9 protein-coding genes are annotated in these 13,305 nt (G+C 72.8%); 6 read left to right on the forward strand and 3 right to left on the reverse strand.

Annotated elements, in window-relative coordinates; translation table 11 throughout:
- On the reverse strand, positions 1–473 hold a 473-nt coding region (locus tag C6N75_RS12015), incomplete at its 3' end, for a methylated-DNA--[protein]-cysteine S-methyltransferase (protein WP_105868866.1).
- Between the two features lie 388 nt (positions 474–861).
- Here C6N75_RS12015 and C6N75_RS12020 point away from each other — a divergent pair.
- The 5 genes from C6N75_RS12020 (at position 862) to C6N75_RS12040 (ending at position 8,251) form a co-directional block, all read left to right on the forward strand.
- Positions 862–1,791 (forward strand): MHYT domain-containing protein, encoded by a 930-nt coding sequence (locus C6N75_RS12020; protein WP_181160446.1) that lies wholly within the window; start codon positions 862–864, stop codon positions 1,789–1,791.
- Between the two features lie 90 nt (positions 1,792–1,881).
- The gene (gene uvrB / locus C6N75_RS12025) at positions 1,882–4,062 is read left to right on the forward strand and encodes an excinuclease ABC subunit UvrB (protein ID WP_105868868.1); all 2,181 of its coding nucleotides are present in this window, start codon (positions 1,882–1,884) and stop codon (positions 4,060–4,062) included.
- A 220-nt stretch (positions 4,063–4,282) separates the two neighbouring features.
- Positions 4,283–4,861, forward strand: a complete 579-nt coding sequence (locus C6N75_RS12030; protein ID WP_105868869.1) for a TerD family protein — start codon at positions 4,283–4,285, stop codon at positions 4,859–4,861.
- A 73-nt stretch (positions 4,862–4,934) separates the two neighbouring features.
- Positions 4,935–6,986, forward strand: a complete 2,052-nt coding sequence (locus tag C6N75_RS12035) for a TerD family protein (RefSeq protein WP_105868870.1) — start codon at positions 4,935–4,937, stop codon at positions 6,984–6,986.
- Positions 6,987–7,249: 263 nt separating this feature from the next.
- The gene (locus tag C6N75_RS12040) at positions 7,250–8,251 is read left to right on the forward strand and encodes a TerC/Alx family metal homeostasis membrane protein (RefSeq protein WP_105868871.1); all 1,002 of its coding nucleotides are present in this window, start codon (positions 7,250–7,252) and stop codon (positions 8,249–8,251) included.
- 103 nt (positions 8,252–8,354) lie between these two features.
- Here the strand turns inward: C6N75_RS12040 and C6N75_RS12045 are convergent, their stop codons facing one another.
- Together C6N75_RS12045 and C6N75_RS12050 are read right to left on the reverse strand one after the other, a co-directional pair.
- The gene (locus C6N75_RS12045) at positions 8,355–9,011 is read right to left on the reverse strand and encodes an MBL fold metallo-hydrolase (RefSeq protein ID WP_105868872.1); all 657 of its coding nucleotides are present in this window, start codon (positions 9,009–9,011) and stop codon (positions 8,355–8,357) included.
- 10 nt (positions 9,012–9,021) lie between these two features.
- A complete protein-coding gene (locus C6N75_RS12050) occupies positions 9,022–9,705 on the reverse strand; it encodes a maleylpyruvate isomerase family mycothiol-dependent enzyme (RefSeq protein WP_105868873.1) in 684 nt (227 codons plus the stop codon).
- Positions 9,706–10,226: 521 nt separating this feature from the next.
- Here C6N75_RS12050 and uvrA point away from each other — a divergent pair.
- Complete coding sequence (uvrA, locus tag C6N75_RS12055; protein ID WP_105868874.1) at positions 10,227–13,247, forward strand: excinuclease ABC subunit UvrA; 3,021 nt, start codon at positions 10,227–10,229, stop codon at positions 13,245–13,247.
- The last annotated feature ends 58 nt before the right edge of the window (positions 13,248–13,305 follow it).

The following is a 13,305-nucleotide window of genomic DNA, read 5'->3' on the forward strand; positions in this document are numbered from 1 at the left end:
ATCCCGCCGCCCTCCTCCACCACCCGGTGGCAGGGCACCACAAGCGGCAGCGGATTGGCGGCCATCGCCGCGCCCACCGCCTGGGCCGCACCCGGCTGACCGACCCGTCCGGCCAGCTCCCCGTACCCGACGACCGTCCCGTACGGCACCCCGGACGCCAGCTCGCGGAGCACCTGCCGGTGGAAGCCGCCGACCAGCGACCAGTCCAGCGGGACGGCGAACTCCCGCAGCCGCCCCGCGAAGTACGCGTCCAGCGCGCCTATGGACTCGGCCAAACGACCCGAGGCGTCCTCCACCGGCTCCCCGCCCAACCGGGACGCGAGCCGCCGCAGCGCCGCGTCCCGCACCTGCCGATCGGCGTGGAAACCGACGCTGACCAGTCCGTTCTCGGTCGCGGCCAGCAGCAGCGGCCCGATGGGACTGTCCACCACCGCCCACTCCACGCGCCGACCCGCGCAGTCGTCACTGTCCATGTCGACGACGGTACGACCCCCCACTGACAACGGGACCTCTGACAACGGGACCTCTGACAACGGCCCCTCTGACAACGGGACCTCTGACAGAGGGGCCACCGACCAAGCGGAGCCTCCGACCGCGGGACCACCCGGCCACCGCTCCGCTGACAACGATTCCCCGGCCCGCGACCTGGGAAGCTGCCCCGAGCGACGGTGCGGAGCGCCGCGTGCCATCTCTGTTCGAGGCCCGCCACCCGTAGCCGAAGAGCCCTACCAGCGGGTACACATGGCACGTTCGGCCCGCCGCCCGTGTTCGCGCACGAGGGGCGGCTGCCCGAGCGCGCCCGCCCGCCGCCCCGACCGGCGGTGCGGCGGGCGGGGGGACGGGACGTGGAGGGGGACCATCGTGGAGGGGACCGTCGAGGGCTTCCGGTACGGGCTGGCCACACCGGTGGCCGCCTTCCTGCTGGCCTGTCTGGGCGGATTGCTGGGGCCGACGGCGGTCCGGCCCGGGATGTGGCCGGGGGCGGCGCGCGGCCCGCGCCTGGTGCTCGGGGCCACCACCCTGGGGTGCGGCGTCTGGGCCGCCCACGTGGTGGCGCTGACCGGCTTCGGAATCGCGGAGACGCCGGTCGGGAGGGACGCGCTCGTCACCGCCGGCAGCCTCGCCGTCGCGGTCGCCACGGCCGGGGTGGGCCTGCTGGTGGCGGGCCACCGGGGCCCCAGCACGCTGTCGCTGATCACCGGCGGGACGGTCATCGGCCTCGGCATCGCCACCACCCACTACCTCGGCATGACCGGACTGCGGGTGCCCGGCAGCCTCGGCTACGCCACCTCCGTGGTCGCGCTGTCGGTGGTCGTCGCGGTGGCGGCGGCGACCCTGGCGCTGCGCGCCGCGACGTCCGCCCGCCGACCCCGCGCCGCCGCCGCGGCCGCCGCCCTGGGCACCGGGACCGCGGTCACCGGCATGCACTACACGGGCCTGGCCGCGGTCACCGTGACCCTGCCGGCCGACGCGACCGCCCCGCTCGCTGCCGGACCGGCGGCGGCGCCCGCCGTGATCGCCGCCCTGCTGGCGGGACCGGTGCTGTTCCTGCTGGTCGCCGCGGTGGTGGCGGTCCGGCGCCGGGTCCCGGCGGCCGACGCCGCGCAGGACGCGACACGGTCCGTCGGCCGGCACCCGGGCCCCCGCCGCCGGACCGCGCCGGCCGGCCACCGCCCGTCCGGGGCGTGCGCCGCGGACCGCGAGCACGCCTGCCGGGTGGCCGCCTGGCCCGCCGAGCCGCTCCCGCCGCGCGCCCCGAGCCGCCGACGGAGCGCCGCGCCCCACCGCTGAGCAGCGCCGAGCCGCCGCCGGCCCCCCACCGCGACCCCGGTGACCTGCGACGCGGCCCCGTTGTCAGTGGGGGGTCGTACGGTTGGTGGCATGCGGCCAGTCTCATCAATCGAACGCTCGGTGGCGCCCTTCGAGGTCGTCAGCCCCTACCAGCCCAGCGGCGACCAGCCCGCGGCCATCGCGGAGCTGGACCGCCGCGTCCGCGCCGGCGAAAAGGACGTCGTGCTGCTCGGCGCGACCGGCACCGGCAAGTCGGCGACCACCGCCTGGATGATCGAGAAGCTTCAGCGCCCCACCCTCGTCATGGCGCCGAACAAGACCCTCGCCGCCCAGCTCGCCAACGAGTTTCGCGAGCTGCTGCCGAACAACGCGGTCGAGTACTTCGTCTCCTACTACGACTACTACCAGCCCGAGGCGTACGTCCCGCAGTCGGACACCTACATCGAGAAGGACTCCTCGATCAACGAGGAGGTCGAGCGGCTGCGCCACTCCGCGACCAACTCGCTGCTCACCCGCCGGGACGTCGTGGTGGTCGCCTCCGTGTCCTGCATCTACGGCCTCGGCACGCCGCAGGAGTACGTCGACCGGATGGTCCCGCTGAAGGTCGGCGACGAGTTCGACCGCGACGAGCTGCTGCGCCGCTTCGTGGACATCCAGTACACCCGCAACGACCTGGCCTTCAGCCGCGGCACCTTCCGCGTCCGCGGCGACACCATCGAGATCTTCCCGGTCTACGAGGAGCTCGCCGTCCGCATCGAGATGTTCGGCGACGAGATCGAGGCCCTCTCCACCCTCCACCCGCTCACCGGCGAGGTCATCAGCGACGACCAGTCGCTGTCCGTCTTCCCGGCCAGCCACTACGTCGCCGGACCCGAGCGGATGGAGCGGGCGGTCAACGGCATCGAGCGGGAGCTGGAGCAGCGCCTCGCCGAGCTGGAGAAGCAGGGCAAGCTGCTGGAGGCCCAGCGGCTGCGCATGCGCACCACCTACGACATCGAGATGATGCGCCAGATCGGCTCCTGCTCCGGCATCGAGAACTACTCGATGCACTTCGACGACCGCGAGCCGGGCTCCGCGCCCAACACCCTCCTCGACTACTTCCCTGAGGACTTCCTCCTGGTCATCGACGAGTCGCACGTCACCGTGCCGCAGATCGGCGCGATGTACGAGGGGGACGCCTCCCGCAAGCGGACTCTGGTCGACCACGGCTTCCGGCTGCCGTCCGCGCTGGACAACCGGCCGCTGAAGTGGGAGGAGTTCCAGCAGCGGATCGGACAGACGGTCTATCTGTCCGCCACCCCCGGGCAGTACGAGATGTCCCGCTCCGACGGGTTCGTGGAGCAGATCATCCGCCCCACCGGCCTGGTCGACCCGGAGGTCGTCGTCAAGCCCACCGAGGGCCAGATCGACGACCTGGTGCACGAGATCCGCACCCGCACGGAGAAGGACGAGCGGGTCCTGGTCACCACGCTCACCAAGAAGATGGCCGAGGACCTCACCGACTACTTCGTCGAGCTCGGCATCCAGGTGCGCTATCTGCACAGCGACGTCGACACCCTGCGCCGGATCGAACTGCTGCGGGAGCTGCGGGCCGGCGAGTACGACGTCCTGGTCGGCATCAACCTGCTCCGCGAGGGCCTGGACCTGCCCGAGGTCTCGCTGGTCGCCATCCTCGACGCCGACAAGCAGGGCTTCCTGCGCTCCGGCACCTCGCTGATCCAGACCATCGGCCGCGCCGCCCGTAACGTCTCCGGCCAGGTCCACATGTACGCGGACACGGTCACCCCGGCCATGGCTCAGGCCATCGACGAGACCAACCGCCGCCGCGAGAAGCAGGTCGCCTACAACACGGCCCACGGCATCGACCCGCAGCCGCTGCGGAAGAAGATCAACGACATCGTGGCCACCATCGCCCGCGAGGAGATCGACACCGAGCAGCTCCTCGGCACCGGGTACCGCCAGAACAAGGACGGCAAGCCCGCCAAGACCCCCGTCCCCTCGCTCGCCGCCCACACCCCGCCCGGCGGGAACGGCGCGCAGACGGGCGGCAAGGGCGGCAAGGGCGCCAAGGGGAAGGCCAGGGCCGGGGGCAACGGCGCCCTGGTCACCGACCGCCCGGCCGCCGAACTCGCCGGCATCATCGAGGAGATGACCGACCGCATGCGTGCCGCGGCCGCGGAGCTCCAGTTCGAGGTGGCGGCCCGGCTGCGCGACGAGGTCGGCGAACTGAAGAAGGAGCTCCGGCAGATGAAGGAGGCCGGCATCGCCTGACACGGGGGCTCCGAGATCGCCTGACACGGGAGCTTCGAGATCCTGACGCGCCGGCCCGGGGCGTCCGAATGGTGGCATGCCGCGCCGGTGGCGGCGCGGCATGTTGCAAGAGCGCCACAAATGCCGGCCGTCCTGCTGCCGCCCGGTCCGGTCTGCGTAGGGTGCTGCCCAACCGCACCCGGTGACGGCGGCGGGGGAACGCCAAGAGAGGGGACAGCGCGTGACGGTCAACATGACCAAGGGCCAGGCCATCAGCCTGCAGAAGAGCGACGGGGGGACCCTGACCGAGGTGCGGATGGGGCTCGGCTGGCAGGCGGCGAAGCGCCGCGGCCTGTTCGGCTCGCGCACCCGGGAGGTCGACCTGGACGCCTCGGCGGTGCTGTTCGCCGAGAAGCAGGCGCTGGACGTGGTGTTCTTCCGCCACCTCGTCAGCGACGACGGCTCGGTCAAGCACACCGGCGACAACCTGGTGGGCGGCGCGGGGCAGGGCGGCGACGACGAGTCGATCCTGGTGGACCTCCAGCGGGTGCCGGTCCACGTCGACCAGATCGTCTTCACCGTCAACTCCTTCACCGGCCAGACCTTCCAGGAGGTGCAGAACGCGTTCTGCCGCCTGGTGGACGAGACCAACGGCCAGGAGCTCGCCCGCTACACGCTCGACGGTGGCGGCCAGTACACGGCGCAGATCATGGCCAAGGTCCATCGCGCGGGAAGCGGCTGGCAGATGACGGCCCTGGGCGCGCCGGCCAACGGCCGCACGTTCAAGGACCTCATGCCGGCGATCCTGCCGCACCTGTAGGCACCGGCAGTCGACGACGCGGCCCCGGTTCCCCGGGGCCGCAGCAGCAAGCAGTCAGAGGGGGCACGGGGACATGACGGCCGAGCTGGTCCGGGGGCAGAACCTGCCGCTGCCGCACACCAGGCTGGAGATCAGGGTGTCGGCCGGCACACCGCTGCTCGCCGGAGCCACCCTCGCCGACGACGCCGGACGGCTCTCCGGCCCCGGGCGGGTCGTCCACCCGGGCGCACCCGCGCGGCCCGGCGTCACCATCCCCACCCGGGCGGCCACGGAGCACCTGGTCACCCTGGACCTGGCCGCCCTCGACCCGGAGACGCACCGGATCACCGTGCTGCTCGTCCTGCCCGGCGGCCCCGGGCGTCCGGGCAGCTTCGGCTCGGTCACCCCGCCGCCGCGCCTCTCCGTCGGGGGCGCGGCCGGCGCGGGCGTCGCCGGCTACACCCTCACCGGCCTGGACGCCGAGACCGCCGTCGCCGCACTGGAGGTCTACCGGCGCCAGGGCGTCTGGAAGGTCCGCGCGGTCGGCCAGGGCTACGCGGGCGGGCTGTCCGCCCTCCTCGCCGACCAGGGACTCGCCCCGGCCAGCGCCGCCGACCTCGCGGCCGCCACCCTGGCCGCCGCCACCGCCGAAGCCCGCCCCGCGCACCTCCCGGACGCCCCGTACGACGCCGGCACGGGCGCGGGCACCGGCATCAGCGCCGGCCCCGGCACCCACGCCGCCACCGGCGGCATAGCCGCGTCCGCGGCCGCCGCGCTCCCGCCGGCGGACCGGGCGGCCACGCCGGCGCAGACCGCGTCCGCGCCGGCCGCGACGACGGGGGCCGCAGCGGCGGACATCCCGTCCGGACCGGCCGCGGCGCCCAAGGCCCCGACCGGCGCGGCCCTGCCGGGTCCGCAGAGCCCGCCGTCGGCGCCGCCCGGGACGACCATCAGCTACCAGCACCCCCGCCGCCGGCCCGCCGGATCCGGGCAGGAGCCCGCGCCGCCGGCGCCCCCGTCCGGTCCCGAGGCCCCATGGGCGGGCGACGCCGCCGGCTGGACCATGGACGAGCGCCTGTACAACCAGGTCTGGGGCATGTTCGAGGACCTGGCGCGGACGACCGCCGCCTACCGCAGCGCGGTCGACTTCGCCGACTCCCGCCGCGAGCAGGAGCTGGACCGTGCCCTGGCCGACCCGCGGGCCCGGCTGGGCTCCGCCGGGGACGCGGCCCGGGCCGCCGCCGGCGCGCGGTACGACGAGCTGACCGGCCGGGCCCGGGAGTCGCTCGACCGGGACCTGGCCCAGCTCACCGCCGAGGCGGAGGTCGTCGAGCCGGCGCTGCCGCCCGCCTACGCGCCCTGGGACCACCCGGCCTGGCAGGCCTACCGGCCCCCGGCCGAGCCGGCCATGGCCGTGCGCCTGGGCGACCTGCACCTGCCCGAGCGGCCGGAACTGCGCATACCCGTGCTGATGAGGCTGCCCCTGGAGCGCGGGCTGTGGATCGACGGCGGGCGCGGCCCGGCGTCCGGCGCGGCCGCACCGGACGGTGCCGGCCTCCGCGAGCTGGCCGTGCGCACCGCCGTAATGCACGCGGTGCGGCTGCTCGCCGCGCACCCGCCCGGCGCGTACAAGCTGGACGCCGTCGACCCGGCCGGCACGGGGGCCGCCGCGTTCGCCCCGCTGACCGCGGCCGGGCTCCTCGCGCCCCCGCCCCAGGGCGCCGCGGGCGTCGCCGCCGTCCTCGACCGGGTGGTGCGGCGGGTGGAGCTGGTGCGGATGGCGATGCGCGGCGGGGCCGCCGACGCGCTGCCGCCCGACCTCGACCCGGCCGCCCGGCTGCTCATCGTCAACGACTTCCCGTACGGCTTCGACGACCGGTCCGTCACCCGGTTGCGCTACCTCGCGGACGAGGGGCCGGCGGTCGGGGTGCATCTGCTGCTGGTCGCCGACCGGGCTGACGCCGCGGCCTACGGACCCGTGCTCGACCCGCTGTGGTCCTCGCTGCTGCGGCTGCCCCCCGTGCCCGACGAGCACCTGGCCGACCCCTGGGTCGGCCACGCCTGGACGTACCAGCCGCCGGTCGTCCCGGCGGGCAGCGGCGTCCTCGGCGGGGTGGGGGCGGCGCTCGCCGCGTCCCGCCGCTGATCCCTTCGTCAAGCACCTTGAACTGCGCTTTTGGGAATCCTTTACCTTTTTCTTTACCTTTCCTTGGCCGCTGGGGTAGTGTTCATGAGGCGGAGGGGAGTACTCCCGCCTGCGGCGTTCCCGTCAGTACGGACGGTCGGACAGAGACCGGTCCCGGGGCGTCGGCCCGCGGTGCAGTCGGCGTAAGAGCGCCGGCGATCCGGGTGGAAGAGACCTCCGGCAGCGACGACGCTGATCCATAGCCGTACGACGCCGGAGGCGCAGTGGACGTTTCAATCAACCTCTGGGTGGCGACCATCCTCGGTCTGTCCGCCCTGATCGCGGTCGACTTCTTCATCGGGCGCAAGCCCCATGACGTGTCGTTCAAGGAAGCCGGCATCTGGACGGTCGTCTGGATCGTGCTGGCCGCACTGTTCGGCCTGGGCCTGCTGGTCGCCGGCGAAAGCCAGGCGTCCGGTGAGTTCTTCGCCGGCTTCATCACCGAGAAGTCGCTCAGCGTCGACAACCTCTTCGTCTTCGTCCTGATCATGGCGAAGTTCTCGGTGCCCTCCCACCTCCAGCAGCGGGTGCTGCTGATCGGCGTGCTGATCGCCCTGGTGCTCCGCGCGATCTTCATCGCCGCGGGCGCCGCGATCATCTCCAACTTCGCCTGGGTCTTCTACATCTTCGGCGCGTTCTTGATCTACACCGCCTGGAAGCTGATCCAGGAGGCGCGGGCCGACGAGGAGGACGAGGAGTTCGAGGAGAACCGCCTGCTCAAGTCGATCGAGAACCGCTTCGGCGTCGCGGACCGCTACCACGGCACCAAGCTGTTCATCCGGGAGAACGGCAAGCGCGTCCTCACCCCGCTGATGGTGGTCATGCTGGCCATCGGCACCACCGACGTGCTGTTCGCGCTGGACTCGATCCCCGCGATCTTCGGCCTGACCCAGGACCCGTACATCGTCTTCACCGCCAACGCCTTCGCCCTGATGGGTCTGCGGCAGCTCTACTTCCTCATCGGCGGACTGCTGAAGAAGCTGGTCCACCTGAGCTACGGACTGTCGGTGATCCTCGGCTTCATCGGCGTGAAGCTGGTGCTGCACGCGCTGCACGAGTCCGGGGTGCACGTCCCCGAGATCAGCATCCCGTTCTCGCTCTCCTTCATCTGCGGCGTCCTGGTGATCACCACCATCACCAGCCTGATGGCCTCGAAGAAGAAGGAGCGACTGGAGGCCGAGAAGGCCGCCGGCGGCGACGCGTCGAAGGACAGCATCGAGGCCTGACCCCGGGCGCGGCCGCCCCGCCGGGCGCAGCGGCCCACACGGCAGGAGCCGTCCCCCCGAACCATCGGGGGGACGGCTCCTGCCGTATCCGCTCCTCGCGGCTTCACCAGCCGCGTGCGCGCCACTCCGGAAGGCTCGGGCGCTCGGCGCCCAGGCTGGTGTCGTCGCCGTGCCCCGGGTAGACCCAGGTCTCGTCCGGCAGCACGTCGAACAGCTTGGCCTGGACGTCGCCGAGCAGGCTGGCGAAGGCCTCCGCGTCTCCCCGGGTGTTGCCCACCCCGCCCGGGAACAGGCAGTCGCCGGTGAAGACGTGCGGATGCCCGTGCGGGTCGTCGTAGACCAGCACGATCGAGCCCGGCGTGTGGCCCACCACCCGTCGGGCGGTCAGCTCCACCCGGCCCACCCGGACCGTGTCGCCGTCCTCCACCGGCACGTCCGTCGGGACGCCGATCCCCTCGGCGTCGTACCGCCCGGCGTAGGTACGGGCGCCGGTGGCCCGCACGACCTCCGCCAGCGCCTGCCAGTGGTCGCCGTGGCGGTGCGTGGTCACCACGCCCGCGATGCCGTCGCCGCCGATCAGCGACAGCAGCGTCTGCGGCTCGGCCGCCGCGTCGACCAGGAGCTGCTCCCCGGTGGCGCGGCAGCGCAGCAGATACGCGTTGTTGTCCATCGAGCCCACGGCGACCTTGGAGATCATCAGGTCCGCCAGCTCGTGCACGTCGGCGGGCCCGCCGACCTTGACCGCTCCGCTGTACGTCATGGAACTCAGCCTATAGCGGCGGCAGTACGGGCAGCGGGCCGCCGGACACGGTGAGCGCCGCCCCGTCCCGGCGCCCGGCCAGCCAGCCCACCAGATCGGCCGCCGAACCGGAGACGGTCACCTCGGCGCCCTCGCTCCCGCCGGTGCGCCACTCCGCGCCGCCGGCCAGCAGCCTGGTCGGCGGGACCGTGGCGTTCCCGGAGAAGCGGTCGGCCAGGAAGTCGGTCTCCTGGGCGGTGAAACGATCCGCCAGGTCCTCCAGCTCGTAGCCGACGCCGAGGTCCACGTGGTGCAGCTCGATCTCCACGAGCCGGCGGAACGGGACCCGGGCGGCCCGGTCGGTCACCCCGTTGCGCAGCTCGACCCGGCGCTCCCAGTCGTCCTGCGCGGCGGCCTCCGCGGCGAAGAGCTCCGCGGTGTCGCGGACGTCGGCCACCTGGACGGCCGACGGCCTCGGGGCGTCGCGCTCGATGTCCTTCTCGCGGGCCTCGCCGCTGACGTACATGGGCAGGCCCCGCAGGACGTTCACCAGGGCGTCGGCGTTGCGGGCGAGATGGGCGAGCACATGGCCGCGGCTCCAGCCCGGCAGCCGGGACGGCGCGGCCAGCGCGGTCTCGTCCAGCGCCGCGGCCGCGGCCAGGAGGCGGTCGGTCGCCTGGCCGAGGGCGGCCAGGTCCTGCACAGGATCGATCATGCGGCTGACCCTAGCGCCGGGCCGGGCCCGCGGTGAAGGGCCGCCGTGCAGCCGGGGCGGAGCGGGCCGGAAGGGCGACGGGGCGGCGTTGTCAGTGCCGGGTCGTAGGGTTTTCGGGACCGGAGCTGTGCGCCAGAGCGGTGCAGGCCGCGGCGTCCCGGCCGCGGGGCCCCTGCCGGGCTGATTGCCTGCCGGGGGCGGGCACCGATCTCGGCGCCGTCGGTGTTGTACGTGGTGGTGCGCGGTCGGGGTGCCGGCGGCCGCATACCGGGGGCGGGTCCGGAGGCGGATCGGGGCGTTCGCCACACGTTCGGGTGAACCAGGCCGTGAAAGGCCAGAAATCGAATGCACGTGCTATACGCTCGATGGAGGCATCCTTGAAGTCTGACACCCGCCGGCCCGGCCCCCGTCCGATTCGGCACCCCGAGCACCGGACGGCCCCCTAGGCCGGCGGTGCCGGGAGGGGGCCGTGCCCCCGCTTCTCCCAAGCCCTCTTCTCCTCACGAAAGGTGCGGACCGGCGTGGCCGACCGTCTCATCGTCCGTGGCGCGCGCGAGCACAATCTGAAGAACGTCTCGCTCGACCTTCCGCGTGACTCGCTCATCGTCTTCACCGGACTGTCCGGGTCGGGCAAGTCGTCCCTCGCGTTCGACACGATCTTCGCCGAGGGCCAGCGCCGCTATGTGGAGTCGCTCTCCTCGTACGCGCGGCAGTTCCTCGGCCAGATGGACAAGCCGGACGTGGACTTCATCGAGGGCCTCTCGCCGGCCGTCTCGATCGACCAGAAGTCGACCTCGCGCAACCCGCGCTCCACGGTCGGCACCATCACCGAGGTCTACGACTACCTCCGGCTGCTGTTCGCCCGCATCGGCAAGCCGCACTGCCCCCAGTGCGGCCGGCCCATCACCCGCCAGTCGCCGCAGGCCATCGTGGACAAGGTGCTGGAGCTGCCCGAGGGCAGCCGCTTCCAGGTGCTCTCGCCGCTGGTGCGCGAGCGCAAGGGCGAGTTCGTCGACCTCTTCTCCGACCTCCAGACCAAGGGCTACAGCCGCGCCCGGGTGGATGGGCACCCCATCCAGCTCTCCGAGCCGCCCACGCTGAAGAAGCAGGAGAAGCACACCATCGAGGTGGTCGTGGACCGCCTCACCGTCAAGGACAGCGCCAAGCGGCGGCTGACCGACTCCGTGGAGACGGCGCTCGGGCTCTCCGGCGGCATGGTCGTGCTCGACTTCGTCGACCTCCCCGAGGGCGCCCCCGAGCGCGAGCGGATGTACTCCGAGCACCTGTACTGCCCGTACGACGACCTGTCCTTCGAGGAGCTGGAGCCCCGCTCCTTCTCCTTCAACTCGCCCTTCGGCGCCTGCCCCGACTGCACCGGCATCGGCACCCGCATGGAGGTCGACCCGGAGCTGATCGTCCCCGACGAGGACCGGTCGCTGGACGACGGCGCCATCCACCCCTGGTCGCACGGGCACACCAAGGAGTACTTCGGGCGGCTGATCGGCGGCCTGTCCCAGGCGCTCGGCTTCCGCACCGACATGCCCTGGGCGGGGCTGCCGGCCCGGGCGAAGAAGGCCCTGCTGTACGGCCACCGCACCCAGGTCGAGGTCCGCTACCGCAACCGCTACGGCCGCGAGCGCGCCTACACCACCCCCGCCTTCGAAGGCGCCGTCTCCTTCGTCAAGCGGCGGCACAGCGAGGCCGAGAGCGACGCCAGCCGGGAGCGCTTCGAGGGCTACATGCGCGAGGTGCCCTGCCCCACCTGCGAGGGCACCCGGCTCAAGCCGATCGTGCTGGCCGTGACGGTGATGGACAAGTCCATCGCCGAGGTCTCCGCGATGTCCATCAGCGACTGCGCCGACTTCCTGGCGCGGCTCACGCTCACCGCCCGCGACAAGAAGATCGCCGAGCGGGTGCTCAAGGAGGTCAACGAACGGCTGCGGTTCCTCGTCGACGTCGGCCTGGACTACCTCTCGCTCAACCGCGCCGCCGGCACCCTCTCCGGCGGCGAGGCCCAGCGCATCCGGCTCGCCACGCAGATCGGCTCCGGCCTGGTGGGCGTGCTGTACGTGCTGGACGAGCCGTCCATCGGCCTGCACCAGCGGGACAACCACCGCCTGATCGAGACGTTGGTCCGGCTTCGCGACATGGGCAACACCCTGATCGTCGTCGAGCACGACGAGGACACCATCAAGGTGGCCGACTGGGTGGTGGACATCGGCCCCGGCGCCGGCGAGCACGGCGGCAAGGTCGTCCACTCCGGCCCGTTGAAGCAGCTCCTCACCAACAAGGAGTCGCTGACCGGGCAGTACCTCGCCGGCAAGCGGTCCATCCCGCTGCCGGAGGTCCGCCGCCCGGTGGACCCCTCCCGGCAGCTCACCGTGCACGGGGCCCGGGAGAACAACCTCCAGGACATCGACGTCTCCTTCCCGCTGGGCGTCCTCACCGCGGTCACCGGAGTCTCCGGCTCCGGCAAGTCGACCCTGGTCAACGACATCCTGTACACCCACCTCGCCCGCGAGCTGAACGGCGCGAAGACCGTGCCGGGCCGGCACACCCGGGTGGACGGGGACGACCTGGTCGACAAGGTCGTGCACGTCGACCAGTCGCCGATCGGCCGCACCCCGCGGTCCAACCCGGCGACGTACACCGGCGTCTTCGACAACGTCCGCAAGCTGTTCGCCGAGACCACCGAGGCCAAGGTCCGGGGTTACCTCCCCGGCCGGTTCTCCTTCAACGTCAAGGGCGGCCGCTGCGAGAACTGCTCCGGCGACGGCACCATCAAGATCGAGATGAACTTCCTGCCGGACGTCTACGTCCCCTGCGAGGTGTGCCACGGGGCGCGCTACAACCGGGAGACGCTGGAGGTCCACTACAAGGGCAAGTCCATCGCCGAGGTGCTGGACATGCCGATCGAGGAGGCGCTCGGCTTCTTCGAGGCGGTGCCGACCATCGCCCGCCACCTGCGCACCCTCAACGAGGTGGGTCTCGGCTACGTCCGGCTCGGGCAGCCCGCGCCGACCCTGTCCGGCGGCGAGGCACAGCGCGTGAAGCTCGCCTCGGAGCTGCAGAAGCGCTCCACCGGCCGCACGGTGTACGTGCTGGACGAGCCGACCACCGGTCTGCACTTCGAGGACATCTCCAAGCTGATCGCGGTGCTGTCCGGGCTGGTCGACAAGGGCAACTCGGTCATCGTCATCGAGCACAACCTGGACGTGATCAAGACCGCGGACTGGCTCGTGGACATGGGGCCGGAAGGCGGCAGCGGCGGCGGCCTGGTGATCGCCGAGGGCACCCCGGAGCAGGTGGCGGGCGTCCCCGCCAGCCACACCGGCAAGTTCCTCCGGGACATCCTCGACGCGGACCGGATCAGCGACGCCGCCGCGAGCGTGCCCGCCGCCCGCAAGCGCACCTCGGCCCGCAAGACCGTCCAGTCCGCCGACGGCGCTGCGGAGCGCAAGAAGCCCGCCGCCAAGACGGCCGGCGCCAAGGCGTCCGGCGCCGCGAAGAAGGCCGCCGCCGGCCGGGCCGAGAAGGGCTGACACCAGGGTCCGGGCGGGGCAGGGCCGGGGGCGCACCCCTCGGCCCCGCCCCGCACCC

Origin of the sequence: Streptomyces solincola, from assembly GCF_002982015.1 — a bacterium.
Classification (GTDB): Bacteria; Actinomycetota; Actinomycetes; order Streptomycetales; family Streptomycetaceae; genus Streptomyces; species Streptomyces solincola.

Coding starts and splice junctions, on each gene's coding strand:
- C6N75_RS12050 (WP_105868873.1), bottom strand. CDS start 9,705: ATGATCGATCCTGTGCAGGACCTGGCCGCCCTCGGCCAGGCGACCGAC.
- C6N75_RS12035 (WP_105868870.1), top strand. CDS start 4,935: ATGACGGCCGAGCTGGTCCGGGGGCAGAACCTGCCGCTGCCGCACACC.
- uvrB (WP_105868868.1), top strand. CDS start 1,882: ATGCGGCCAGTCTCATCAATCGAACGCTCGGTGGCGCCCTTCGAGGTC.
- C6N75_RS12045 (WP_105868872.1), bottom strand. CDS start 9,011: ATGACGTACAGCGGAGCGGTCAAGGTCGGCGGGCCCGCCGACGTGCAC.